General features: G+C 60.9%; 24 protein-coding genes and 1 pseudogene. 14 read left to right on the top strand and 11 right to left on the bottom strand.

Annotation, left to right across the window (positions count from 1 at the left end; genetic code table 11):
* Window positions 1–32: 32 nt before the first annotated feature.
* The 4 genes from ABH944_RS44655 to ABH944_RS31280 all read left to right on the top strand — a co-directional run bounded on the left by ABH944_RS44655 (window position 33) and on the right by ABH944_RS31280 (window position 3,051).
* A complete protein-coding gene (locus ABH944_RS44655) occupies window positions 33–794 on the top strand; it encodes a glutathione S-transferase N-terminal domain-containing protein (RefSeq protein ID WP_472975138.1) in 762 nt (253 codons plus the stop codon).
* Window positions 795–857: 63 nt separating this feature from the next.
* Complete coding sequence (locus tag ABH944_RS31290; protein ID WP_404611132.1) at window positions 858–1,847, top strand: zinc-dependent alcohol dehydrogenase family protein; 990 nt, start codon at window positions 858–860, stop codon at window positions 1,845–1,847.
* 103 nt (window positions 1,848–1,950) lie between these two features.
* Window positions 1,951–2,700 (top strand): SDR family NAD(P)-dependent oxidoreductase, encoded by a 750-nt coding sequence (locus ABH944_RS31285; protein ID WP_404611133.1) that lies wholly within the window; start codon window positions 1,951–1,953, stop codon window positions 2,698–2,700.
* Window positions 2,701–2,730: 30 nt separating this feature from the next.
* Window positions 2,731–3,051 (top strand): NIPSNAP family protein, encoded by a 321-nt coding sequence (locus ABH944_RS31280; protein ID WP_404611134.1) that lies wholly within the window; start codon window positions 2,731–2,733, stop codon window positions 3,049–3,051.
* A gap of 244 nt (window positions 3,052–3,295) precedes the next feature.
* On the opposite strand, the gene ABH944_RS31275 is transcribed toward ABH944_RS31280, so the two are convergent.
* Window positions 3,296–4,012, bottom strand: a complete 717-nt coding sequence (locus ABH944_RS31275; protein ID WP_404611135.1) for a dienelactone hydrolase family protein — start codon at window positions 4,010–4,012, stop codon at window positions 3,296–3,298.
* 322 nt (window positions 4,013–4,334) lie between these two features.
* On the opposite strand from ABH944_RS31275, the gene ABH944_RS31270 reads away from it, so the two are divergent.
* The gene (locus ABH944_RS31270) at window positions 4,335–4,511 is read left to right on the top strand and encodes a hypothetical protein (RefSeq protein ID WP_404611136.1); all 177 of its coding nucleotides are present in this window, start codon (window positions 4,335–4,337) and stop codon (window positions 4,509–4,511) included.
* A 72-nt stretch (window positions 4,512–4,583) separates the two neighbouring features.
* Here the strand turns inward: ABH944_RS31270 and ABH944_RS31265 are convergent, their stop codons facing one another.
* Window positions 4,584–6,590: an APC family permease gene (locus tag ABH944_RS31265; protein ID WP_404659602.1), complete on the bottom strand. Its 2,007-nt coding sequence runs from the start codon at window positions 6,588–6,590 to the stop codon at window positions 4,584–4,586.
* A 173-nt stretch (window positions 6,591–6,763) separates the two neighbouring features.
* A complete protein-coding gene (locus tag ABH944_RS31260; protein WP_404611138.1) occupies window positions 6,764–7,654 on the bottom strand; it encodes a LysR family transcriptional regulator in 891 nt (296 codons plus the stop codon).
* A gap of 103 nt (window positions 7,655–7,757) precedes the next feature.
* Here ABH944_RS31260 and ABH944_RS31255 point away from each other — a divergent pair, with 103 nt between their 5' ends.
* The gene (locus ABH944_RS31255) at window positions 7,758–8,822 is read left to right on the top strand and encodes an alkene reductase (protein ID WP_404611139.1); all 1,065 of its coding nucleotides are present in this window, start codon (window positions 7,758–7,760) and stop codon (window positions 8,820–8,822) included.
* Window positions 8,822–9,742, top strand: a complete 921-nt coding sequence (locus ABH944_RS31250) for an NADP-dependent oxidoreductase (protein WP_404611140.1) — start codon at window positions 8,822–8,824, stop codon at window positions 9,740–9,742. The genes ABH944_RS31255 and ABH944_RS31250 overlap by 1 nt, the downstream gene beginning before the upstream one ends.
* Window positions 9,743–9,843: 101 nt before the next feature.
* Here ABH944_RS31250 and ABH944_RS31245 read toward each other — a convergent pair whose 3' ends face one another.
* From ABH944_RS31245 to ABH944_RS31225, 5 genes are all read right to left on the bottom strand, one after another.
* Entirely contained in the window at window positions 9,844–10,299 is a 456-nt protein-coding gene (locus ABH944_RS31245; RefSeq protein WP_404611141.1) for a DUF2934 domain-containing protein, read from the bottom strand.
* A gap of 221 nt (window positions 10,300–10,520) precedes the next feature.
* On the bottom strand, window positions 10,521–11,996 hold the full coding sequence (locus ABH944_RS31240) for an amino acid permease (protein ID WP_404611142.1): 1,476 nt from the start codon (window positions 11,994–11,996) through the stop codon (window positions 10,521–10,523).
* 54 nt (window positions 11,997–12,050) lie between these two features.
* Complete coding sequence (locus ABH944_RS31235; RefSeq protein WP_404611143.1) at window positions 12,051–13,436, bottom strand: glutamate decarboxylase; 1,386 nt, start codon at window positions 13,434–13,436, stop codon at window positions 12,051–12,053.
* A 410-nt stretch (window positions 13,437–13,846) separates the two neighbouring features.
* A complete protein-coding gene (locus ABH944_RS31230) occupies window positions 13,847–14,539 on the bottom strand; it encodes a CBS domain-containing protein (protein WP_404611144.1) in 693 nt (230 codons plus the stop codon).
* A gap of 129 nt (window positions 14,540–14,668) precedes the next feature.
* On the bottom strand, window positions 14,669–15,283 hold the full coding sequence (locus ABH944_RS31225) for an OmpW/AlkL family protein (protein WP_404611145.1): 615 nt from the start codon (window positions 15,281–15,283) through the stop codon (window positions 14,669–14,671).
* Window positions 15,284–15,595: 312 nt separating this feature from the next.
* Between ABH944_RS31225 and ABH944_RS31220 the strand changes: the two genes are divergently transcribed.
* On the top strand, window positions 15,596–16,786 hold the full coding sequence (locus tag ABH944_RS31220) for a PAS domain-containing sensor histidine kinase (protein ID WP_404611146.1): 1,191 nt from the start codon (window positions 15,596–15,598) through the stop codon (window positions 16,784–16,786).
* On the opposite strand, the gene ABH944_RS31215 is transcribed toward ABH944_RS31220, so the two are convergent.
* Both ABH944_RS31215 and ABH944_RS31210 read right to left on the bottom strand, forming a co-directional pair.
* Window positions 16,758–16,994, bottom strand: coding sequence for a UDP-glucose 4-epimerase (locus ABH944_RS31215; protein WP_404611147.1), 237 nt, complete (start codon window positions 16,992–16,994; stop codon window positions 16,758–16,760). The two genes, ABH944_RS31220 and ABH944_RS31215, sit on opposite strands and share 29 nt — an antisense overlap.
* 142 nt (window positions 16,995–17,136) lie before the next feature.
* The gene (locus tag ABH944_RS31210) at window positions 17,137–18,174 is read right to left on the bottom strand and encodes a zinc-dependent alcohol dehydrogenase family protein (protein ID WP_404611148.1); all 1,038 of its coding nucleotides are present in this window, start codon (window positions 18,172–18,174) and stop codon (window positions 17,137–17,139) included.
* Between the two features lie 314 nt (window positions 18,175–18,488).
* On the opposite strand from ABH944_RS31210, the gene ABH944_RS31205 reads away from it, so the two are divergent.
* Window positions 18,489–19,328, top strand: a complete 840-nt coding sequence (locus ABH944_RS31205; protein WP_404611149.1) for a universal stress protein — start codon at window positions 18,489–18,491, stop codon at window positions 19,326–19,328.
* A 31-nt stretch (window positions 19,329–19,359) separates the two neighbouring features.
* Complete coding sequence (locus ABH944_RS31200) at window positions 19,360–19,866, top strand: universal stress protein (protein WP_404611150.1); 507 nt, start codon at window positions 19,360–19,362, stop codon at window positions 19,864–19,866.
* Between the two features lie 42 nt (window positions 19,867–19,908).
* On the opposite strand, the gene ABH944_RS31195 is transcribed toward ABH944_RS31200, so the two are convergent.
* Complete coding sequence (locus ABH944_RS31195) at window positions 19,909–20,373, bottom strand: universal stress protein (protein ID WP_404611151.1); 465 nt, start codon at window positions 20,371–20,373, stop codon at window positions 19,909–19,911.
* Window positions 20,374–20,591: 218 nt separating this feature from the next.
* Between ABH944_RS31195 and ABH944_RS31190 the strand changes: the two are divergent.
* From ABH944_RS31190 to fnr, 4 genes and pseudogenes are all read left to right on the top strand, one after another.
* Window positions 20,592–21,863 (top strand): annotated as a pseudogene (locus tag ABH944_RS31190) (PAS domain-containing sensor histidine kinase); the annotation flags it as partial.
* The gene (locus tag ABH944_RS31185; RefSeq protein ID WP_097271092.1) at window positions 21,860–22,507 is read left to right on the top strand and encodes a response regulator; all 648 of its coding nucleotides are present in this window, start codon (window positions 21,860–21,862) and stop codon (window positions 22,505–22,507) included. The pseudogene ABH944_RS31190 and the gene ABH944_RS31185, both read left to right, overlap by 4 nt.
* 156 nt (window positions 22,508–22,663) lie before the next feature.
* Window positions 22,664–23,062, top strand: a complete 399-nt coding sequence (locus ABH944_RS31180; RefSeq protein ID WP_404611152.1) for a response regulator — start codon at window positions 22,664–22,666, stop codon at window positions 23,060–23,062.
* 73 nt (window positions 23,063–23,135) lie between these two features.
* Window positions 23,136–23,930: a fumarate/nitrate reduction transcriptional regulator Fnr gene (fnr, locus tag ABH944_RS31175; RefSeq protein WP_404611153.1), complete on the top strand. Its 795-nt coding sequence runs from the start codon at window positions 23,136–23,138 to the stop codon at window positions 23,928–23,930.
* Window positions 23,931–23,934 lie beyond the last annotated feature (4 nt).

Genomic DNA, 23,934 nt, shown 5'->3' with positions numbered 1-23,934 from the left:
ACATTTAATCGAAACATCAAAGGATCATTAAAATGACACTCACCATTCCCGTACTGTACGAGTCGAAAGGCTCGCCGAACGCACGCCGTGTGCGCATCTTCATCGCCGAGAAGGGAATCGATATCCCGATGAAGCCGGTCGATCTGGGTGCGAAGGAGCAGTTTTCCGATGCCTACCGCGCAGTCAATCCGCGCAGCCAGGTGCCGGCGCTCGTCCTGGCCGGCGGACCCGTGATCGGGGAAGTGCCCGCAATCTGGCGTTATCTGGAAGAAGCGTATCCCCAGACCCCATTGCTCGGGAAGACGGCCGAGTCGAAGGCACTCGTCACCATGTGGGAACGCCGGGCAGAACTCGACGGCTTCGCGCCGGTCATGGAGGGCGTGCGCAACGCGGTGGCCGGACTGAAAGGCCGCGCTCTGTCCGGACCGCACGCTTATGAACAGATTCCCGAACTGGTCGAACGCAGCAAACAACGCGTGGCGAATTTTTTTCCGACTTCAACGAACGGCTCGAGAGGGTCCGGTTCGTTGCCGGCGACGAATTCTCGGCGGCGGACATCACCACGCTGGTCACGGTCGACTTCGCGGCCAACGCGCTCAAGATGCCGATTCCACCAGAACATGCCGCATTTCACCGATGGTATGACGAAGTCTCTGCCCGGCCGAGCGCCACCGCATAAAACCTGGGGCCGTCGCTTCCCTTATGTCCACGCAGCATTCCGGGGCGGCGAAGAAAAGCACCGCTCGGATTTCCGCGCTAGTCTGCCTGCTGTACAAGTCGCAGAAGCCATGTGAACCGAACGGCGCTTCGGCGCTCTGCTTGAGCCCAGCTCAAGCCCAATTACTCTGGAGAGTCTCATGTCACGCACGATCAAGTTTGCCAGGGCCGGCGGTCCTGAAGTCCTCGAATTTGTCGAGACAGACGTGCCCGCTCCCGGTCCGGCCGAAGTTCGCATCATCGTCAAGGCGATAGGCATCAACCGCGCCGAAGCGATGTGGCGCGTGGACACCTACGTTGAACCGGTCAAGTTCCCGGCCGGGCTCGGATACGAAGCATCGGGCGTTGTCGACGCAGTGGGCAGCGACGTCACCCGCTTCGTGCCGGGCGACAAGGTCAACCTGATTCCGTCGTTCTCGATGAACCAGTACACCACGTACGGCGAAGTCATCATTGCGCCGGACCACGCGGTCGTTGAACACCCGGAGCCGCTTTCGTATGTCGAGGCTGCATCGGTCTGGATGATGTTCGTGACGGCGTATGGCGCACTGATCGAAGATGCGAAGGTGGGCAGGGGCGATTTTGTGATTATCCCGGCAGCGTCCAGCAGCGTCGGACTCGCGGCGATCCAGATTGCCAACTACGCCGGGGCAACGTCCATCGCAACAACGCGCAAGGCAGGCAAGAAGCAGCAGTTGCTCGATGCGGGCGCGGCGCACGTGATAGTCACGGATGAGACCGATCTGGTCGAAGAAGTCATGCGAATCACGGACGGTCAGGGCGCGCGCGTCGCATTCGATCCTGTCGGTGGCCCGACCTTCGCGAAGCTGATTTCCGCCCTGTCGTTCCAGGGCATTGCATACATCTATGGCGCGCTCAGCGAGGATGTGACGCCCTTGCCCGTGCTGGACATGATCGCGAAGATGATCACCGTCAAGGCTCATAACATCTGGCTGACGAGCGGTGACGCAACCCGTCGCAAGGCCGTCGTGGAATTTGTGCTCAAGGGGCTCGAGAGCGGCGCGCTCAAACCGGTGATCGATCGAACCTTCACGTTCGACGAAATGGTCGACGTGCATCGCTATCTGGAAACCAACGGCCAGTTCGGCAAGATCGTGGTGACCGTGTAAGCGAATGCGCCGGGGCTCGATATCACGGACACCGGCACCCGATGAATGGCAGTGCGATCGCCAGAACCCGCTTTCGCGCTGCCCGATCAAGGAGAGCAACTCAATGACGAATCATCCTGTTGTACTTATCACGGGCGCGCTGACCGGCATCGGTCGCGCCGCCGCCTTTGCATTCGCCGGCGAAAACGCGCGGGTTGTCGTGTCGGGCCGCCGCGTTGAAGAAGGCCGGACGCTCGCCGCGGAGCTGATAGCTCTTGGCGTGGAAGCCGAATTCATCCAGGCGGATGTCCGTTTCGAAGACGATGTGCGCAATCTCGTCGACGGCGCGGTGGCTCGCTTCGGAAGGCTTGATGTGGCAGTCAACGCCGCTGGCGCGGAAGGCGAGTCAGCGCCCCTGGTGGAGCAGACGCCCGAACGCTACGCAGCCGTCTTCGACAGCAATGTGCTCGGCACGCTGCTGTCCATGAAACACGAACTGCGCGTAATGAATGCGCAAGGCAGCGGCAGTATCGTCAACATATCGTCGACAATGGGCGCGCGTGGCGCGGCTGGCGCGTCCCTCTACGTGGCCAGCAAGCACGCGGTCGAGGGCCTCACGAAATCTGCGGCGCTCGAGGCTGCGGCGTTCGGTGTCCGGGTCAATGCTGTCGCCCCGGGCCCCGTGGAGACGCCAATGCTGAACCGGTTGCTGGCGGATGCGGAACGCAAGGCGGCCTTTCTCTCGGCCGTCCCCCTTAAACGCGCTGGGACGCCCGAAGAAATCGGCGACGCCATTGTGTTTGTTTCGTCAGGCAAGTCGAGCTTCATGACCGGTGAAGTGCTCAGGATCAATGGCGGACGGACCGCGTCCTAACCCCTTTCACAGAAGCCCAGGAGATAACCCATGCTTTACGAAATCCGAACCTACACCTTCAAACCGTTGCGCGCCGCTGAATGGCTTGCGTTGTACAAAAGCGAGGGCCTGCCGCTTCAGCAGGAATTCCTGGGCGAACTGATTGGTTTCTTCACGACAGAGATTGGCGACATCAGCCAGATCGTTCATATCTGGGCATACAAGAGCCTGGACGATCGGCTTGAGCGCCGGGACAGGATGGCCGCCGACAGCCGCTGGCAGGCATTCGGCGGCAAGGTTAAAGCGCTGGATATTCTCGTCAGCATGGAGTCGAGGATCATGCGGCCCACGGACTTTTCGCCGCTTAAATAGCTTAGGCAATCCAATGAACACGCAGCCTTCAGATTCGTCATACGGACTGACGCCGCTGCTTACCGCTGCCTGCATAGCGCAATGGTGAACACCATCTCCGCTCCGCTTTCCGATGACCTCCCCATGCCGCTCATGAGCCGGGCCGGTGTACAGCGTGTTTGAGGTCCTGTAAGCAGCACCCCCGCAAGAGTCCGACCCAGCGGCGCACCGCTTCGCCGCTGGTCTAATGCCCGTGCCCGCGATGCTAACCGGCGTGCGGCCACAGCGTGCGGCCGAAGAAGGTCAGCGTCCGGTCCCACGCCAGTTGCGACCAGACCGGGTCGAACTGGGTCCTGGCAATGCGGCCCGGACCTACCGCTGTCTCATTGGCGAACGCATGATGCGCAAGGTAGCGATGAAACTCCACATCGACCTTGGCCTCACTCAGCTTGCTCTCCAGTGCGTCAACCGTTTCAGCCGGGAAGAATTCATCCTGTGTGGCCCAGTGACCAAGCACGGGCGCCGTGATCTTCGACGCGTCGACGTATTCGAGCGGCGGGAAGCCGTACCACACCGTGCCGGCCGATATGTCAGGGACATGACACAGGGCCAGAAGCGTGAGCGCGCCGCCCATGCAATAGCCGGTCACGCCGACCCGCTCCGAATGCGCCTTGAGGTACTTAACGGCGCCTGCAATGTCCTGGCCAGCCGCATCGGCGAAGTCCAGTTCGCCCAGCAGGTGGCTTGCTTCCTGCTCTTCGACGGTGGTTTTGCCGCGGAAAAGATCGGGGACCAGCACCAGATAACCGGACTGCGCGAAGCGGTCGGCCACGCCGCGAATCTGGTCATTCAAGCCCCACCACTCCTGAATCACGACAATGGCCGGTGCGCCCTCCAGTTTCTGCGGTTTGGCGAGGTAACCCTGGACGTCCTTCCCGTCAGGGCGTTGGTAGGTGATCACGGATCCTGGTGACTGTTTCATGACATGGTCCTTGGTTGGGCGGAACCGGTAGCATAGCGCCAGTGCCGCGCGCCCGCTGACCCTCAAGGCGATTGCACCGTCCGTCACCCTGGCTAACCTGGCTAACCTGGCTAACCTGGCTAACCTGGCTAACCTGGCTAACCTGGCTAACCGGGCTGACCGGGCTGACCGGGCTGACCGGGCTGACCGGGCTGACCGGGCTGACCGGGCTGACCGGGCTGACCGGGCTGACCGGATCTGGCATAAAAATTCCGGGTAAACATAGGATTCCTTTATTTTGAAAATCACTCGAACGGCGTCCAGGTCGTCGACGCAAAGTGTTATGAACTATCTGCTGCTCGATCGCGTGGCCCGCATGCTGGGGCCGATTGCACGCTATGCTACTGGACCGCAGGCCGGGCAGCTCGTCGCGCCGTTTGGCGGTCTGGTCGGCGAGCCGCTGATCAACGTGCTCAAGGTGAATCTGGAATTGCACAGAATGTATGGCGCACCGGCGTAGGGGTAGCGGTAACGCGCGGGCAGAACGCGGGTGGTAGTAACGCCCGGCTTTGCCGTTAAGGTTCGTGAATTGTCACCCTACATTCATCGGCAATAGCACCATCTGCTTGCCCTGCTGATGCAGGCGCGTCTGGATTTCGACCGGCGTCTGGTTGTGCAGCCACGCTGTCAGGAAATTGACGCGCTTGAAAATCAGCTTGCTGGCAAAACACACGCTGTCGGGAAACTCATCCATCGTAGCCTCGGTGAGTTTCATGAATTCGCCTATGGGATGCGTGCCGAAGGCAATCCGGTAGTCGGCCGGAATGCCGTGCCGGCGGCAGTACGAAACGTAGTACTCAAGCGATGACTGGATCGTTTTCTGCAGGCGCTCCAGGTGCTCCGCACCTTCGTAGCTTTGCGCATCGACCTCGCCAACGGCGAGGAAGATAAAGTTCTTGAAGTGATCGGGAAACAGCCGGTTGACCCACAAAAGCGCATGCATGCTGGCTCCACGATGCTTTCCGACCAGCAGGATCGCAGTGTGCCGGGACGGGTCCGGTTTAGCGACATCGGATTCGCTGGCAGTAGACTGCAAGTCCGAGAAAAGCGAATCTTCGCGAGCGAGCTGCGCACGCGTGTCACTGTAGTGACGCTTGATCAGGAAACACGCGGCGATCACCGCGCTAGTCACCAGCACCGTCAGCCAGCCGCCTGCCGTGAACTTCTCGATCAGCGTGATGACCAGCACGGCACTCGTCACCGAGAGACCCAGCGCCGACAGCACGAACGGCCTAACCCAACCCTTGCCGTCGTGGCGATGCTGCCACCAGTACGTGCACAAACCGAGCAGCGACAAGCTGAAGGTCAGGAACACGTTGATGCTGTACAGCACGACGAGGATGTCCACATTGCCTCTTGTCCACAGCAGGATCACGAGGCTTGCTATACCCATCACCACAATGCCGTTCTGCCTGACGAGGCGCGTGGACAGGTCGCGGAAATGGCGTGGCACCCAGGAATCGGAGGCCATGTTCGACAACACCGCGGGGCCATCCAGAAAGCCCGTCTGCGCACCGACCAGCAGCAATCCCGCTTCGAGCGCCAGCACAACCGCCAGCAAGGCGTGACGAGCGAACGCCGAGCCCAGTCCCAGATGCTCGATCACGCTGCCGAACACCACTGCGTTGAGGGTCTGGCCTTCGACCGGCTGGGCATGCCACAACATGTAAAGCAGGATGATGCCGCCCGCCGTGAACGCCAGTGACGTGGCCATGTAGAACATCGTCACCTTGCCGTTCGGGACACGCGGATCGGCCAGCATGTTGACGTTGTTCGACACGGCTTCGAGCCCCGTGTAGGTCCCGCCGCCCAGCGAGAACGCCCGCATCAGCAGCGCCACGACCACGAGCGGCCCGAGTGTATGCGACATGCTGTGCGCTTCCGCCACGGCGCCCGGCACGACAGCCGCCAGATGATCGCCGTGAACCGCTACGCCATAGATGATCAGTCCGAGATGGAGCACGACAAAACCGAGGAAGATGGGCAACAGCACAAGGATCGATTCCTTCATGCCGCGGAAATTCAGGCCCGTCATCAGGACGATCAACGTCAGTTCGGTCGCGAGCTTGAATGCCTGCGCGCTGACCGGCAACAGACTGAAGAACGCATCGACGCCGCTCGCAAGCGATGTCGCGATTGTCAGCACATAGTCGACCAGGAGCGCGGCCCCCGAGACAAGCCCAGGGGTTGATCCCAGCAACGCAGTCGCCACCCTGTATCCGCCTCCGCCAGTCGGAAACAGCTCGATGACCTGGTTGTAGCCGAGCGCGATGATAAAGACGGTCGCCGCGGTCGCGAATGCAAGGATGAGGGCGAGCGGCGTGTGCTGACCGAGCGCCAGGAACGCTTCTTCGGGACCGTAGCAAGAGGAGGACAACCCATCGGCACCCAGCCCGACCCACGCGAGCAGAGGCGTGACGGCGATCACATGGCGCGTGCGCGGATCGAGAGGATCGAGCGGCTTGCCTACCAGTACACCCCAGATCTTTTGAACGGCTGTCACGGCGTCTCCCGGTTGATCGAGAAGCGGCAATATCATTGCGGATAAGAAGGTCGAGGCCCGGCTCCCTTTCTCCTGCCTTACTTTCTTTTCTTACTATGTGAACGGCCGCGCGCACTGACTCACAGACTCAACGAGAAGGATGTGGGGACGGTTCATATGCTACGCCAGCCGCTAGTGCGAGGACGAAATATCTGACGCCGAATACGCCGCTAATTCAGCCGTGCCTTGATGAAGTCGATGAACAGACGGGTCCTTGCCGGCAGGAGTCGCGTGTCGGTAATCGCGTGCACCGGGACCGGCGCAAGACTCCACTCCGGCAATATCCGCCGCAAACGTCCCGACGCCACATCCTCATGCGCGAGGTCCGTATCGAGCACGGCGATACCCACACCCGATACAGCCAGCGCGCGGCTCAGGCCAACGCTGTTCATCCTGAAGCGCGATGCGATCATCACATTGACCTCCTCTTCCCCGCGATAAAAGGTTCTCCACGCCTCCTCCTGATTCGTCAATGCCTGTCCGATGCACAACACGTGCTTGGTCAGGTCATCGGGATGAGTGAGCTGCGCGGCCGCCTTGAGATAGTCGGGCGATGCGTAGAGGTAGCGCGGCAACAACGCGATCTGCCGTGCGACGAGTGTGGACGGAGTCGTCGGCAGCGGTCCAATGCGAATGGCGAGGTCGAACGGATCGCTCTGCAGATCCACGCGCCGCGGCGTCACGTCAAATTCAAAACTGATCAGCGGATAAGCCTTGGCGAAGTCGCTCAGGAGCGGCGCGAGATGACCGGTCGCGAGATCAACCGGCATTGATATCCGCAACGTGCCGCTAGGCCGTTCCACCACATCAAGCAAGGATTCATGCGCAATGCGTGCTTCTTCGACAATGCTTTGGCACCGCTTGAAATACACCTCACCTGCGGCGGTGAGCTCGACCTTGCGTGTGGAGCGATGCAGCAGCTGCAGGCCAATTGCCTTCTCCAGCTCCGATATATGCCGCGACACCGTTGAGTTGGGCATATCCAGCGCTTCGGCCGCGCCCCTGAAGCTTTTGGTCCGCGCCACTTCCACGAACAACCGCATATAGCTCAGCAGTTCCACGATGATTGCTCCACTGATGGATCACTGTTTTCAATTATAGCTATTTATCCCTTTAGCGGATCAATGCAACATGTCTCTACACCTTATCAACCAGGGAACTGACATGAACCCGCTTTTCAGCAACACCCGGATTGGACGCTATACGCTTCGCAATCGCCTCGTCATGGCGCCGATGACCCGTTCACGTGCCGACGACACCACGGGCGTGTCCTCGCCCATGGCGGCGGACTACTACGGCCAGCGCGCCGACGCCGGCCTGATCATCACGGAAGGCGCCTATCCCGCACCCATGGGCAAAGGCTACGTGCGCACGCCGGGCATTCACTCCGAAGCGCAGATCGAGGCCTGGAAGCACGTCACCGGTGCAGTTCACGCCAAGGGCGGCCTTATCTTCCTGCAGCTCATGCATACCGGGCGCATCTCTCATCCGAGCCTCCTGCCGGACGGCGCAACGCCGGTTGCTCCGTCGGCAATCCGGCCTGCTGGCACGGTATTCACCGCAACGGGACCACAGGAGTTCGTGCAACCGCGCGCCCTTGAGACCAGTGAGATTGCGGAGATCGTTCTGGGCTATCGGCTTGCCACGCGTAAAGCGTTGCTGGCCGGCTTCGATGGCGTTGAATTGCATGCAGCCTCGGGATATCTGCCCGAGCAGTTTTTGTCATCCGGGACGAATCAGCGGACCGATCTTTACGGCGGCTCGCCGGCGAATCGCGCGCGCTTCATCCTGGAAGTACTGGGCGCGATGTCTCAGGAAGCAGGCAGCGACCGGGTCGGTATCAAGATCGCGCCTGAAATGGGCTTCAACGACGTGGCCGATGCAACTCCGCAGGATACCTATCGATATCTCGTCGGGCAACTCTCCGCACTCAAGCTGGCGTATCTGCATGTGGTCAGGACCGGCAGCGAATTCGATTACCGCACATTCCTGCGCCCCTTGTTCGATGGCCCTTATCTGGCAGGCGGCGGGTTGACCAGCGAGACAGCGCAAGCGCTGATCGAGCAGGACAAGGCCGATGCAACCGTGTTCGGCAGCCTGTATCTCGCCAACCCGGATTTGCCGCAACGCTTCCTTGGCCGTGCATCGTTCAACACGCCTGACCGCGACACGTTCTATTCGCCCGGCCCGGCCGGCTATATCGACTATCCCGCACTGGAGAAAGCTTGATGAACCGCGCTCTTCGTATTCACGCTTACGGCGTTCCTGACGCCCTGAAGCTTGACAGCATCGCGAAACCGGCCGCGGCCTCGGGCCAGGTGACTGTTCGCGTCAGGGCCGCGGGAGTCAACGCTGTTGATTGGAAGATTCGCGACGGCTGGTTGCAGAACGATTTCCCGTTGCCCCTCCCCGCGACGCTCGGCGTTGAACTTGCCGGCGACGTGATTGAGGTCGGCCAGGACGTGAACGGGTTCGCCATTGGCGACCGGGTCATGGGTCCCGTGAGCGGACTTGGCGCCTATGCCGATTATGTGACGGTCGCCTCTGACACGCTGGTGAAGACGCCCGCCAGCCTGACCGACGAGCGTGCCGCGGCTATCCCGGTCGGGGCGCTGACCGCATGGCAGGCTTTGTTCGAAGCAGGCGAACTGAAACGCGGCCAGACCGTATTGATTCATGGTGCCGCCGGTGGCGTGGGCAGTTTCGCCGTCCAGTTCGCACGCCTCGCCGGGGCGCGTGTGATAACGACCGCTCAGGGCATCAACGCGGGTTATCTGCGTGGGCTGGGTGCGGATGAGGTCATCGATTACCGCACTTCCTCTTTCTGGGAACGAACCAGGGAGATCAATCTGATCCTTGATCTGGTGGGTGGCGCGACGCTGGCCAACTCATGGCAAGCGTTGGCCGACGGGGGAAGAATCGTGAGCGCGGCTGCGCCGGATGTCACGGCACAGACGCCGCCGGGCAAGCACGGTATCTGGTTTCAGATGCGGCCCGACGCGGCGCAACTAGCGGAGATTGTCGGCATGATCGATCAAGGCGCAGTGAAGGTCGAAGTGTCTGAAGCCGCCGGATTAAGCGACGCTACCGCTGCAATCGAACGCAACAAGACGGGACATGGTCCGGGTAAAACCGTGATCCTGTTTTGAGAACGGCTTCGCTGCGGGAAACCGCAGCGAAGCCGTTGTTAATGCCCGGGGCGATGAGGGTCGTCGGGACCGTGCCCCAATCCATGACATCAGGCTTCAAGTTATTGAGCCTCGAATTCCTGTAGCCGATGCCAGTATTCATCGGCGTGTCCTTCCGGACTACCCTCTTGTTGCCAGAGCACATACGCGCGCTCGCGGAGATGCTGGTGGGAAGCGCGTTGCCAATATTCATCTGCCCGGCCCTCCGGGCAACCATCCTGTTCCCACAAAAGATAGGCACGCTGGCGGATGTCTTGCTCCAGAGCCTGTTTCGTTTCCGAACGACCGTCGAGATCGTCGCCATAAGACGCCAGTTGACCACCCCGCCCCACATGCACTCTTGCGCTCAGGCTTGGCAGCTCGGCATTGGAAACCAGACGCCCGTGGGCGGCGGCCTCCAGCGCCTTTGCCAGGTACCGGGCATCGTCGGCGGGACCATCATCCTGCCCAAGCGTGACCGGATAGGTATGAATGACCGTTCCACTGCTGTCCAACACATCAATCAAGCGCTCTGCCATCGCAGTGCTCCCTAAAGGGTGTTTGCCGAACCATCGCTTTCAAATAAGAAGGCAACCCGGACATGAATTCGGACCGGCGTTCCCTCGTCCTCCATAAAGACGATTGCGCAAGGATCGATCCCGCCAGACAACATTCAGCATCAATCAGCCGGCGAACCCGCCTGAACCGCTCAGGATGTCGAGTTCGCCATGCGGGGCCAGTTCACAGCTTGTTCTGCAGCTTATTTCGCAGCCGCGGTCAGCGCCGGCGAATCGGCAGGCGCGGCCCAGCTGCCGCGGCGCAAGTGATGAATGATCAGCGGGACACCGCCAAACACCACGATGCCAAGCGTCACGAGCCCTATGTACATACCCGGCGAACCCACCGGCAACTGGTCCGGCGGGAAAAACGACACCACGAAGCTGAATACCACCCCCGCGAGGCCCACGCCCGCGAAAATCCACATGCCCACGATCCCGCCGGGTACGGTGAACGGACGCTTGAGATCGGGCGAGGAATAGCGCAGTTTTATTGCTGCTGCGTACATCAGCATGTAAGCGATCAAATACAGGGCGATAGTCATGGCCGAGATCAGGAAAAACGCGACCGATACATCCTTGATGACGAAGTAGAAGCAAGACATCAGGGTAACAATCAAGCCTTGCACGAGCAGGATATGCGTAGGCATTCCCTGCTTGTTTTTCGCTTGCAGCAGCGGCGGCAACTCGCCCTCATGAGCCGTTTCAAGCAGTCCGCGCGAAGGGCTGCCGAGCCAGGCCAGTACACCGCTTATGGCGCCCACGCCCACCAGCAGCGACAGCACCGATACCAGCCACTGCATATGCCAGATATCCGTGATGACCGCGGCGAATGTATCGAATACGCCGGACTGCAGCGAAATCTTTTCGTACGGAAGAATGCCGGCGATCGGCAGCGCGCCCAGCGCAAAAATCAGGATCGAGATGATGGCGCCCAGACCGATTGCTGCGGGGTAACCCCGGCTCGGGTTGCGCATGTCCATCACATGCACGGCCTGGACCTCGACACCGGCAAACAGCAGCACAATACCGGCGAGAAACGCGATAGTGCCGAAGCCGTGAATCGCAGGCCAATAACGCGCATGACCCGCTTCCGAAAGCGCCGGGTCCTTCAGATGCTGCCAGCCGAGCGCGTGCCCCGTATAGATCCAGTACGCCAGCAACGCGAGCAATACGAACCCCGGAACGATCGTGCCGATAATGAAAGTCCAGTTGGCGATCCGCGCAAACACTTCGACGCCTTGCAGCACCACCCAGGTAGCAAGCCAATAGGCAACAATACAAAACACGCCCACGTAGACGCCATTGGTCGCCAGTTCAGGACGGCCGATCGTATAGGCGATAGCCGCTGCGCCGAACGTCAGCGCGACCGGGTACCACACCACGTTCTGGATCCATTGCAGCCAGATCGCGAGGAAACCCCATCGATTGCCAAAGGCCTCGCCCACCCATGTATATATTCCGCCGCGCCGGTCGGCGAAAGCGCCGCCAAGTTCGGCGGAGATCAGTGACGCCGGGATCAGGTAGAAGATCACGGTGAACGCGAGATAGACGAACATCGTCATCTCCTCCTTCGCCAGCAGCGGCAAGCCGCGCAAGCTGGTCACCACGGCGGCCGCTGTCATCAGGCCAATGGAGGTGGCACTCAGGTAAGTGCCTTTCTTCGCTGTCGCAGTCATATCAGAGCCTTGGTCGTTAAGTCGTCAACTAAGCTGTCAACTAAGCCATCAATGTCAGTCATGATGAAAGCCCGGTCCCGCCTTCGAATTGGGCGTCGGGTTTTCCTGCAGGTGAGCGATTGCATGCTTGATGTCGTTCAGCAGCAGGCCCGCCATGTCGCGCGTGATGCCCCGGCGAATCAGGATGCGCTGGACGATCGTTTCCTCGCGATCGGCGGGAAGCTTGTAAGAGGCGATTTGCCAGCCCCGCATGCGAACACGGTCCGACAAGTCGAATAGCGAAAAGCCGGCGGTATCGGGGTGGCGCAGCTTGTAGCAAACGGCAGGCAGCGCACCGCGGCCGTCGTACACCATCTCCAGGGTGCTGAGCTTGGCGAGACCGTCCGCCAGGAATTGCGCCGTGTCGGCACATTCCTGCTGGATGCGCCTGTAGCCCTCGTGGCCCAGCCGGAGCAACAAGTAATACTGCGCGATGATCTGTCCTGCCGGCCGCGAAAAATTGAGCGCGAACGTGGGCATGTTGCCGCCAAGATAGTCGACCATGAAGATCAGATCGTCCGGCAGGTCCTTCACGCTGCGCCATACAACCCAACCTACTCCGAGCGGCGCCAGACCATATTTATGGCCCGAGGTGTTGATCGATTTCACCCGTTCAATGGCGAAGTCCCATTCCAGATCCGGCTGGATGAAAGGTGCGACAAACCCGCCGCTGGCTGCATCTACGTGAATGGGGATGTCCAGGCCAACATCTCGCTGCAACGCATCCAGGGCGCCGGCAAGGGCCTTCACGGGCTCATAGACGCAGGTGAAGGTAATGCCCAGCGTTGCGACCACACCGATGGTGTTTTCATCGCAATAGGCAGCGAGCTGCTCCGGTTGCAGACCGAGCGAGTCTCCGCTCAGCGGAACCTGACGAAGCTCGACATCGAAATAACGGGCGAACTTGTCCCAGCACACCTGCACGGGTCCACACACAATATTGGGCTTGTCGACCGGTTTTCCTTCAGCCAGGCGGCGCTTTTTCCATTGCCATTTGAGCGCGAGTCCTCCCAGCATGCAGGCTTCACTCGAACCGGTTGTCGAGCATCCCGTTGTCTCCCACGAACGCGGCGCATGCCAGAGGTCGGCCAGCATGTGGACGCAGCGTTTTTCAATCTCGGCGGTCTGCGGATATTCGTCCTTGTCGATCATGTTCTTGTCGATCGACAGATCCATCAGGCGGCGGACTTCGTCGTCCGCATAGGTCGTGCAGAACGTGGCTACGTTCTGACGCGAATTGCCATCCATGAAAAGCTCATCGCGAACCAGATCGAACACCGCACGAGGCTCCGAGGGCATTTGGGGAATGCGATATTTCGGCAATGACGCGCCGGAGATAGTGCTTGAATACTCGTCATTGTTCGCTTCGGCGCTGCTGAGCGCGGGCTTAAGAAATGTCATTGACCATTCCGGTGAAAAGATTGAGCGGAGATGCCAGACACGTGGTGCTTAAAGCCAATTGGCTTCTTCGCGAAGTCATGCGGTTGATTGCAACCACGTAAAGAATGAGCGTGTTGCGGCTGCTTCGACAACCGGCCGGATCCGATAGCGGTTCAGCTAACAACCGCTTCGTTCGACCTGATACCGTTATATGCCGCAAACTCCAACGGTCGTTGACCTGTGTCACGCGCATGGCGGGTAGGTCTTCAATCCGTGGAGCTGGCTTTGTTTATGGATGACATGCGGTCATAGGCGGTTACGTGCGCCTTTCAAACGCGCTTATGGCCGCCACAATGCATCCGCCATGGCGCTGATTGCGCTATTGCGCCGAGTCGCGATGCCCGTGGCGATCAGCAATTACGTCACAACAATTACATCGCGGGAATCATCACCGGGGCATCGGTATGGTCTTCCACACCCTTGACACCCGGTACCTTTTCCGCAGCAATGCACATGGCACGCGCCTGTTCAAGCGAGGTGACCACGCCCCATAAATGAACCGTGCCGTCATTCACAATGACGTTCTCGGCGGCCACGGCCCAGCGATGACCTTCGAGCTGCCGGAGAACCGCGTCGCGCAGCGTCTGGTCGGCGCTCGGCGTGCTCACGCCTGCGTCCTTCGGAACACTTGCCAGGGCTTTTACCAGGTTTGCCCGGCTGACAATTCCCAGCAGTTCCCCGTCGTACAACACCGGAACGCGCTTGATCCGATGCCGCTCCAGAAGGTCGGCTATTTCCCTGACCGGCGTTGTTTCCTTGACCGTGATCACCCTGGAGGTCATCACGTCCTTCACCAGGCGCGCGTTCTCCTTGATGTACGTCGCGGCAAGATTCTGTGTCGATGCAAAAAATTCAAGCCACCATGACCTTCGCCGGGCTTGCGTGCCGATCTCTGCTCTATGGAGCAGGTCGCCTTCGGTGAGCATGCCGAGCAGGCGGCCTTCGTCATCCACTACCGGCGCACCACTGATGTGATTGTCGGCAAACAGGCGGGCAGCTTCTCGCACGCTCGTGCCGGGTCCTACGGTAATGACCTTCCTGGTCATGACATCGACTGCTCGCATGTTCAGCTCCTGAGTATGATCGGGCGAGTTCCTGAACGAGGGTGAACCTCCTTCGACAGGACTCGCCTACATCAGGAATGCTAGTGAAGGATCGCGCCGCAGACTTGACTCAGGTCAACCGTACAGCCATCAGAAACGCATGCCTACGCCAACGCCGACCACCAGCGGGTCGATCTTGAGCGACCCAAGCGAGGCAGCGTCCGCAGACGCGCTGGTGCGCATCCAGATTTTCTTGATGTCGAAGTTGACGAACAGATTGCGGGCGACTTGCACGTCGACACCCGCTTGGAGCGCGGGTCCGAAGCTTGAATTCTTGATCGATACAGGCGTATCTCCCGCGTGAAGCCCGTTGTTATAGAACAGCGTGTAGTTCACGCCCGCGCCAACGTAAGGGCGTACCTTTCCGGCCGCATTGAAATAGTATTGAAGCAGGAGCGTGGGCGGCAGGACATTCACGCCGCCCAGCGCCCCGGCGCTCGACGTTACCTGATGACGCGACGTGGCAAGGATCAACTCAATGCCAATACTCGGGCGCACCATATAAACAAAATCGAGTTCGGGAACGATCGCGTTGTTGACACCCGTCCCGATGCTTCCCAGCGTGCCCCCCGCCGAGACGCCGGGCTGGATGCTGATTGCCCTAACGCGCGCAAGAATGTCGCCCTGATCGGCCTGTGCCGGCAGACATGCCGCCGATAAAGCCGCGCTCAACAACGCCGCTGCAAATACTGAATGCTTTCCCACGGTTTTCCCCTGTTTTTTTCCGGTCGCGAATGCGTTTTTCCGTAGGGGGATTTTCCGAATGCAGCCGCTATTGCGCCATGACGTGGATCAGAAAATGGGAATGACAAGGGTGCGGCGTATCGCGCTTTCCGCGTGAACTGAACCGTCCGCTTCAATACCCATATGCCGGGCCCATTCCGTGCTATCCAAACCGGCGTACCCCGCCGTATACAATCGATCCCAGGCAAACCTGCTCTCCGCCGGGCCCACGCTTCGCGCGCGGCAGCCCGGAGGATGACCGAACGACACGAGCAATTCGAGCCGGAGAATCACGTGCCAAGCGACCGACCCTCCTCACCTCAGCCCCGCAGCTCCCAGCCAGGCGACGAACTCGCCAGCAGCGCATTTCCTCTTACCCTGAGCGACCCCCATTTCGGGGCGCTCATCGACGCGGTGCAGGACTACGCCATCTTCATGCTGGATCCGGACGGCGTTGTCGTAAGCTGGAACCGCGGCGCGCAAAATATCAAGGGCTATACGGCCCGCGAGATCATCGGGCAGCATTTTTCAGTTTTCTACACGCCGGAAGACAATGCGAGCGGCAAACCTCGCGCAGAACTGGCGCTTGCTGCATCGGACAACCGCATTGAAGATGAAGGCTGGCGCGTGCGCCGCGACGGTTCACGCTTCTGGGCGAACGTAACAATCACCGCGATTCGTGCACCCGACGGCGCGCTTCGCGGCTTTGCCAAGGTAACGCGGGACCTGACGGATCGCCTGCGGCTGATCGAGCTTCAGCATGCCAGCGCGCTGTCTTTACACGTTCAGAGTGCACGCGAGGAAGAAAGAACCCGGATCGCACGCGAGCTTCACGACGACCTCGGCCAGCAACTGGTCGCGCTCAAGATGGATGTCGCCTTGCTGAATCAGGTCCCGGACGGCGAAAGCCAGGCCGTATGTCGCGACTTATCGCAGACGCTCGCGTTGCAGAGCCAGATTGATTCGATCATTGCCTCAGCCCGGCGGATCGCGGCGGGGCTGCGCCCGCCCATGCTTGACGACCTGGGCCTTGGGGCCGCGCTCGAGTGGCTCGCGGCGGAGTTCCGCAATCGCTATGGCCTTGTCATCACGGTGCGGAACATGACGGATCAACTCGCACTCTCGGCAACCGCGGCGACCGCCATGTTCCGGGTGGTCCAGGAAGCACTGACCAACGTTACGCGTCACGCGGAAGCCACCCGGGTAAGCGTCGAGATGCACGTCGTGCAGGACGAATTCCGCCTGCACATAGAAGATGACGGCAAAGGAGTGAAGCTGGACGGCGACCGGGACAAGAAAAGCTTCGGACTACTCGGCATGAAGGAGCGGATACGCCAGTTAAACGGACGGATAACGTTCGACAGCGAACCCGGCGACGGATTTCGAATCGATATCCGTTTGCCCGCCGAGGCCGTCAAGGAAAACGAAGACGCTTACCCGGATCTCCCGCGCCGCCCTACAGATGAATCGTCTCCGAGCGCTTGAGGCTGATCCACACTGCGCCCTCGCGCAAGCCGTCGAGCACCGTCTCGCACTCCGTGGCGAAGATCTTCGCGTGCCGGAACCGATGCTTGAATTCACCCGCCGCGCTGCCATGGGCGACATGCACGTCACAGCAAAAACCGCCTTCGACCGGAATGCTACAGGTGGAAACAGTCCAGTCGTCCCCGCTCACTTGACCCGTGAGTGCCATGTCATGCCTCCCTCTCGCTTACCCGACCTTACTCGACCGTACTCGACGACCCGGCGGCCGTCCCATGTCAGTGCCGCCACACTTGCGCGGCGCGTCATCCAGGCAAGCCAAGGCCTGGTTAGACGAAGCGCCTTCGCCTTCATTACGCTTCGATAATCACCTTCAGCGCATGCGTATCCGCAGCGTGGGCGAAGGTCTCATAGGCTTTCAAAACGTCGTTCAGCGCGAAGCGGTGCGTGATGAGCTTGCCCGCTTCCAGGCGCCCTGAACGTACCGTCTTCAGCAGCATGGGCGTGCTGACGGTATCCACCAGCCGCGTGGTGATCGAGATGTTGCGGTCCCACAGGCATTCCATGTGCAGGTCGACTTTCACGCCGTGTACGCCCACATTCGCAATGGTGCCGCCGGGCGCAATGATCGATTCGCATAACTCGAAACTCGCCGGCACGCCAACCGCTTCGATCGCGCAATCCACGCCCACGCCGCCGGTCAGTTTCATTATTTCAGCCACCGGATCGCCGCTCGCGTTGTTCACGCACGCGGTCGCGCCGAAAGTCCGCGCAACTTCCAGCCGGTTTGCATCGCGGTCGATCATGATGATCTGCGCCGGTGCGTAGAACTGCGCCGTGAGCAACGCGGCAAGCCCGATAGGCCCCGAGCCGACAATAGCGACCGTACTGCCCGGCTGCACTTTGCCATTCAGCACGCCGCACTCGAAGCCGGTGGGAAGAATGTCCGAGAGCATGACCAGCGCTTCTTCGTCAGCCCCGTCGGGGATCGGATACAAGCTGGTTTCCGCATGCGGAATACGCACGTACTCGGCTTGCGTGCCGTCGATCCGGTTACCCAGGATCCAGCCGCCGGTCGTGCAATGGGAGTACATGCCGCGACGGCAATAGTCGCATTTTCCGCACGACGTGATGCAGGAAATAAGCACGTGGTCACCCGGCTTGAAGGTCGAGACCGCAGCCCCGACCTCCTGGATAACGCCCACGCCTTCGTGTCCCAGGATGCGGCCCGGTTCACACGTCGGCACGTCGCCTTTCAGGATATGCAGGTCGGTTCCGCAAATGGTCGTGCGCGTGACCTTGACGATTGCGTCGGTCGCCGAAAGGAGCTTGGGCGTCGGCCGGTCGTCGAGCGATTTACTGCCGGGCCCGTGATACACGAGTGCTTTCATCGTCAATCTCTCCTTATGCCTGGACATGCCTGGACACCAGGCTTCCACCACAAAACTCTAGGCTCGGCCGACGCGGACGCAGTTGACCTGTATCAACCGATAGGGACATGAAGGCGGACGTGTCCGCCACGGCCATGAGCACAGCCGCGCTCCGTTCAAGATGCGCCGGAGATGCCGGTTATTGATCTGCATCAACGGAAAAAAGGCACGAACTCATAGACTTTTTGTAAGCGGCGCGCTCCGGACTGGCTCCGGAACAACGCCGCCTGCTCACTGTGTCCCCGAGCCACCGACCCACTAACGGAGCCTCTGCGATGAGCTACAAAAGCATCGTCGTTCAACTCGACATGAGCGCGCGCGCCCATTCACGCCTCGAATATGCAATACGTCTCGCCAGACAATTCGACGCCCACCTGACCGGTGTGTTCTCGTCGTTCACGCCTGATCCGCGTTCCTTCTATGTCATGGCCGGCGCGGCCGACTACTATGAAGTGCACCGCAAGTCCCGTCAGGAACGCCACGGTGCGCTCGAGCGGATCTTTCACGCAGAATTGCTGCGGGCGGGCGTCACGGGGCAATGGGTCGATTACCCCGACTCCTCAGGCGAAGCGATTCCTCGCCATGCCCGTTACGCCGATCTGGTCGTGGCGGGGCAGGACGATCCGGACGACCCGGAATCTTTTATCGCCGATCACTTCCCTGAAACGCTCGTCATGAGCGCCGGGCGCCCTGTGCTGTTTATTCCGTACACCGGGGTGTTTCCGACGCTGGGCGCGAACGTCATGGTTGCGTGGAACGGCAGCCGCGAGTCGGCCCGCGCTGTCCACGATTCAATGCCGCTGTTGCAACGCGCCGAACGTGTCACGGTCGTCAGACTCAACGAATCGCAGGTCGAACCGGGCGTCAACCGCATTCCGGGCGCCGACATCGCGCTCCTGCTGGCGCGGCACGGCGTCAAGGCCGAAATTGCGGCAATCGACGGTGTCGACGACATTCCTATGGGCGACATGCTGATTTCGCGCGCGTCGGACCTGGGTGCCGACCTTATCGTCATGGGCGCGTACGGCCACTCGCGCTGCCAGGAACTCGTGATGGGCGGTGCGACACGCACCATGCTGCAATCCATGCCCGTACCCGTACTGATGTCGCATTGATGTTGTTGCTTTAGAGCCAAGGAGATTCCTCATGTACACCCGCATTCTCGTTCCGATCGACGGCAGCGAAACGTCATCGCACGCCCTCGACGCCGCCCTGGAGCTCGCGCACGAACACGACGCGGAACTCAAGCCGATCTACGTGGTGGACGTGCCGCAACTGATGTATTCCGGGCCGGCGTGCGATCCGTCGCTCGTGCGGGACGCCTTCGTCAAGGAAGGCGCGCAAGTACTGTCCGACGCTGCCGCCAGGATGCTGCGCGCGGGCGTCAAAGGGGCGACGCTGGTCGTTGAAGTCGATCCGCTGGGCGACGATATCGCTCAGCGGATCACGGCCGCTGCGAACGATTTCAGCGCCGATCTCGTCGTCATGGGCACACATGGGCGGCGTGGCTGGCGGCGGCTCGTGCTGGGCAGCGTCGCCGAGCGTTTCTTGCGGATATCGACCCGGCCGGTGCTGCTGGTGCCACTGAATTCCGCGGATAAAAAGGAACCTCGCAGCGTGAGCACGCTGGACATAGCCAGCGCTTCGTCATGAGCGCAGCGATGGTTCTGCCCTACGCATAAGCACCGTCCGGCGCTAAATCGCGAATGCTGCGTCATGCTGTGCGTCACGAACGGTGAGGACGGGAACATGACTCGAACGCAAAACCGCTTCCGCAACGCTGCCGATCAAATGCCGGCGCATGTCACGCGGCCCATGTGCGCCCATCACGATGAGATCCGCCTCGAATGCCTGGGCTGCCTGCATGAGTGCGTCCGGGATGCTCGCGCCGTGCGCATCGATTATCTGGGTAATGCAGCGCACTTCGCCGTGTACTCCGCCACGGGCGCACGAATCGCGCGCATGATCGAGTTGCCGGTGCGCACTGGCATAACCGCCCGCGTCTCCCATACCTCCCGGCACGGCATCGCAAACGTCGTGCGAGACAACGCACGCCGCCATCAACATCGCGTCGACGGACCGCGCCAGCTTGAGCGCCTCTTCAAGCGCGAGGTTCGCGCTAAGGCTGCCGTCGAGTGCTACCAGAATTCGTTTGTACATGACCGTCTCCCCGGATGTCCTTCATGCGTCAGTGTCCGCGCGCAAGCTTGCTGGCCGCTTGATCCACATCAATTCACGCCGTCGGCTCGCCGTCAGCCCCCAGTCAGCTAACAAGCCACGCGAACGACATCCGGAGCAGCACGGTATGATCCGCCCAACTTCAGCGGCACGCATTTCCCCCTTTCCTCGGAGACCCCATGTCCGGGCCACGGCGTAACACGGCATCGCAGACGGCATCGCAGCGCGGCACCGCTCGACAGACGCGCGTGACCGGCATGGTTGGCCTGGCCGGTGCTCTCATGCTCACCGCGAGCGCCGCCTTCATGGCGCTCACGCGCAAGGACACGAAGGCCACGAAGCCCGATCTCGAGCCTTCGTCACCGCTTGACGAAGCGCGGCTGCTCGGCATCATCCGCTCGTCGATGGAAGCGATCATCACTATCGACGAAAACCAGCGGATCGTCATGTTCAACCCGGCGGCGGAACGCCTGTTCGGCTGCCCGGCGGCCGACGCGCTCGGTACTTCCCTAAGCCGCTTCCTGCCCGAGCGTTTTCGCGCCGGTCACGCCGCACATGTCCGCCAGTTCGGCGTCACCGGCGTGTCCGACCGGCAAATGGGCGGCCGGCGCATACTGTACGGATTACGCGCGAACGGCAATGAATTCCCGTTCGAAGCATCGATTTCCCAATTCGAGGACGATCATGGCGGCAAGCTTTACACGGTGATGCTGCGCGACATCAGCGCGCAAGTCGACGCGGAACGCTTGCTGCAGCGCTCGCACGAAGAATTACGCGAGCTCTCCGCGAACCTCTTGAACGTCCGCGAGGAAGAAAAGTCCCGCATTGCAAGGGAATTGCATGATGACCTGGGCCAGCAATTGACCGCGCTGAAAATGGATATCTCTTCGCTTGAACTTCGCGCCGGAACGGACGCGGAGGCGCGCACGCAATTGCGCGGCATGCAGCGCCTGATCGATACGACCGTGGCTTCCATGCGCCGGATTGCGGCCGACCTGCGCCCGGTGATGCTCGATGACCTGGGTCTGGTCCCCGCCATAGACTGGCTTGCGAACGACTTCACGAACCGCTACGGCATCGACGTCGAGCGGCGGATCGACGCGAGACACACCATTTTCAGCCGCGACGGCGCGACTGCCGTGTTCCGGATCGTGCAGGAAGCGCTGACCAACGTGGCGCGCCATGCGCAAGCCAGCCGTGTCGATCTGGCGTTGTACCTGGAAGATGACCGCTGCATCCTGCGGATTGCCGACGACGGAATCGGCGCGCATGAACGTGCGGATGCCGGGCGCAAGTCCTTCGGTCTGATCGGCATTCGCGAGCGGGTGCACGGGCTGGGCGGGTCGGTCTCGATCGAGTCGGGTATTGGACAGGGGTTCGCGGTGACCGTGACGTTCCCGCTGGCCACCTTGCAACAGGACGACGATTTCTTCGACAATCCGGAAAACACCGAGGAAGAACCGCTGCAATGACCCGAGTCTTGATCGCCGATGACCACGCCCTCGTACGCGACGGGCTACGCCATATCCTGCGCGGCGCGAGCGGCCTGGAAGTCGCCGGCGAAGCCAGCGACGGCGCGACCACCATGGCAATGATCCGCGCCACCCCGGCGGACGTGCTGGTTCTCGACCTGTCGATGCCGGGCAGGAATGGCGTCGAACTGCTCAAGCAGATCAAGGACGAGAAACCGGCGCTGCGCATCCTGGTCCTCACGATGCATGCTGAACAGCAGTACGCGGTGCGTGCGTTCAAGGCGGGCGCATCGGGTTATCTGACGAAGGAAAGCGCGAGCGCCGAGCTGGTCACGGCGGTCAGCAAGGTGGCGGCAGGCGGCGTGTACGTCAGCCTGGCCATGGCGGAGCGGCTCGCGCAAAGCCTGAACGAACCCGCCGACGACCTGCCGCACAGCCGGCTGTCCGACCGTGAGTTCGAGGTATTCCGGCGGATCGCGGCGGGCGAAACCATCACCCAGATCGCCCAGGCGCTGTCGGTCAGCGCCAAGACCGTCAGCACGTACAAGACCCGCATCCTCGAAAAAATGCAGATGCCGCACGACACCGCGCTGGTCCGCTACGCCATGCGCCACAAGCTCTTCGACGACGACTGCGACGCCTGATATCGATAACCCGCTACGCATCAAGGTTGTGTAATGCGTGTAGTCCGATCCCTACAACCCTTCCCAAATCCCTACACCATGTCTGGCCGCTCGCCGATTTTATTTTGAGATAACCTCGACCATACTTCGAGGCATGAACTCAAACGGTTGCGGGCCATGCTGAAGATCTTCCTTGTCGACGACTCAAGCCTTGTGCGCCACCGCCTGTGCGCGCTGATTGGCGCGCTGCCCGACGTGGTGATCGTGGGCGAGTCGGAAGAAGCGGACACGGCGCTGGGATGCATCCGCATGACCCGCGCCGATCTCGTGATCGTTGACCCACATCTGGCCGGCGGCAACGGCATGGAGATTGTCGAATCGCTGGGGCGGGCCACGCCGCCCGTCCTGACCATGGTGTTGACCAATCATTCCGGACCGGCGTTTCGTGCCGCGTGCCAGCGCGCGGGCGCCCGCTATTTCTTCGACAAGACCAGCGAGTACGAACTGGCTCGCGACACGATTGCGCAACTGGCCAGTGCTCCTCGTTCCGAGCCAGCATCCTGCGAACCGGCATGACCGCCCTGCACCCTGTCCGCACAGCTCGTCAGTCCATCCATTCACTGATCATCCGACTCTTCTGGAGACAGGCATGACCTCAGCTACCGCTTGCGCGCCCACCGCTTCGACCTCTTCGACCGCTATGCCTTTGGCTTACAGGCCGCAATCCACCATCACGGAATCACCACCACCGGGCACCCGTGCGGTCACGAACTGCTCCGCGTGTTCATTGCACCCCATCTGCATGCCGCCTCATCTGAGCACGACCGAGCTGGCCCGGCTCGACGCCATTGTGTGTTCCACGCGGATCGTGAGACGCGGCGAAACGCTCTATCGCGCCGGCGATAAATTCAAAAGCATCTACGCCGTGCGCGTCGGCTGCTTCAAGACGGTCATCACGCATCGCGATGGTCACGAGCAGGTCACGGGGTTTCATATCGCGGGCGAACCGCTCGGACTCGACGGCGTGTGCTCCGATGAACAGAATTGCGACGCGATCGCGCTCGAGGACAGCAAGGTGTGTGTCATCCCGTTCGACCTGCTCGAGGACCTTTGCCACGACGTGAAGGCGATGCAGCAGCATGTGCATCGCATGATGAGCGGCGAGATCGTGCGTGAATCCGGGCTCATGATGATGCTCGGCACGATGACCGCGCAGCAGCGCGTGGCTGCGTTCCTGCTCAACTTGTCGAAGAGGATGAAAACGCGGGGATACTCCTCGGCGGAATTCAACCTGCGCATGACGCGCGAAGAGATTGGCAGCTATCTTGGGCTGAAACTCGAGACCGTCAGCCGCATGTTCTCCAAGCTGCAGCAAGCGGGTGTGATCGATACGAACGGCAAGCAGGTTCATATTCTCGACAGCGAAAAGCTCGCCGGGGTTTGATCAA

It is taken from the genome of Caballeronia udeis (assembly GCF_044909315.1).
In the GTDB taxonomy this organism is placed as follows: Bacteria; Pseudomonadota; Gammaproteobacteria; order Burkholderiales; family Burkholderiaceae; genus Caballeronia; species Caballeronia udeis_A.
Note: the sequence above shows the minus strand (reverse complement) of the source record. Positions and strands in the feature narration are given on the sequence as shown.

Coding starts and splice junctions, on each gene's coding strand:
- ABH944_RS44655 (WP_472975138.1), top strand. CDS start 33: ATGACACTCACCATTCCCGTACTGTACGAGTCGAAAGGCTCGCCGAAC.
- ABH944_RS31290 (WP_404611132.1), top strand. CDS start 858: ATGTCACGCACGATCAAGTTTGCCAGGGCCGGCGGTCCTGAAGTCCTC.
- ABH944_RS31285 (WP_404611133.1), top strand. CDS start 1,951: ATGACGAATCATCCTGTTGTACTTATCACGGGCGCGCTGACCGGCATC.
- ABH944_RS31280 (WP_404611134.1), top strand. CDS start 2,731: ATGCTTTACGAAATCCGAACCTACACCTTCAAACCGTTGCGCGCCGCT.
- ABH944_RS31275 (WP_404611135.1), bottom strand. CDS start 4,012: ATGAAACAGTCACCAGGATCCGTGATCACCTACCAACGCCCTGACGGG.
- ABH944_RS31270 (WP_404611136.1), top strand. CDS start 4,335: ATGAACTATCTGCTGCTCGATCGCGTGGCCCGCATGCTGGGGCCGATT.
- ABH944_RS31265 (WP_404659602.1), bottom strand. CDS start 6,590: ATGATATTGCCGCTTCTCGATCAACCGGGAGACGCCGTGACAGCCGTT.
- ABH944_RS31255 (WP_404611139.1), top strand. CDS start 7,758: ATGAACCCGCTTTTCAGCAACACCCGGATTGGACGCTATACGCTTCGC.
- ABH944_RS31250 (WP_404611140.1), top strand. CDS start 8,822: ATGAACCGCGCTCTTCGTATTCACGCTTACGGCGTTCCTGACGCCCTG.
- ABH944_RS31245 (WP_404611141.1), bottom strand. CDS start 10,299: ATGGCAGAGCGCTTGATTGATGTGTTGGACAGCAGTGGAACGGTCATT.
- ABH944_RS31240 (WP_404611142.1), bottom strand. CDS start 11,996: ATGACTGCGACAGCGAAGAAAGGCACTTACCTGAGTGCCACCTCCATT.
- ABH944_RS31235 (WP_404611143.1), bottom strand. CDS start 13,436: ATGACATTTCTTAAGCCCGCGCTCAGCAGCGCCGAAGCGAACAATGAC.
- ABH944_RS31230 (WP_404611144.1), bottom strand. CDS start 14,539: ATGCGAGCAGTCGATGTCATGACCAGGAAGGTCATTACCGTAGGACCC.
- ABH944_RS31215 (WP_404611147.1), bottom strand. CDS start 16,994: ATGGCACTCACGGGTCAAGTGAGCGGGGACGACTGGACTGTTTCCACC.
- ABH944_RS31210 (WP_404611148.1), bottom strand. CDS start 18,174: ATGAAAGCACTCGTGTATCACGGGCCCGGCAGTAAATCGCTCGACGAC.
- ABH944_RS31205 (WP_404611149.1), top strand. CDS start 18,489: ATGAGCTACAAAAGCATCGTCGTTCAACTCGACATGAGCGCGCGCGCC.
- ABH944_RS31200 (WP_404611150.1), top strand. CDS start 19,360: ATGTACACCCGCATTCTCGTTCCGATCGACGGCAGCGAAACGTCATCG.
- ABH944_RS31195 (WP_404611151.1), bottom strand. CDS start 20,373: ATGTACAAACGAATTCTGGTAGCACTCGACGGCAGCCTTAGCGCGAAC.
- ABH944_RS31185 (WP_097271092.1), top strand. CDS start 21,860: ATGACCCGAGTCTTGATCGCCGATGACCACGCCCTCGTACGCGACGGG.
- ABH944_RS31180 (WP_404611152.1), top strand. CDS start 22,664: ATGCTGAAGATCTTCCTTGTCGACGACTCAAGCCTTGTGCGCCACCGC.
- fnr (WP_404611153.1), top strand. CDS start 23,136: ATGACCTCAGCTACCGCTTGCGCGCCCACCGCTTCGACCTCTTCGACC.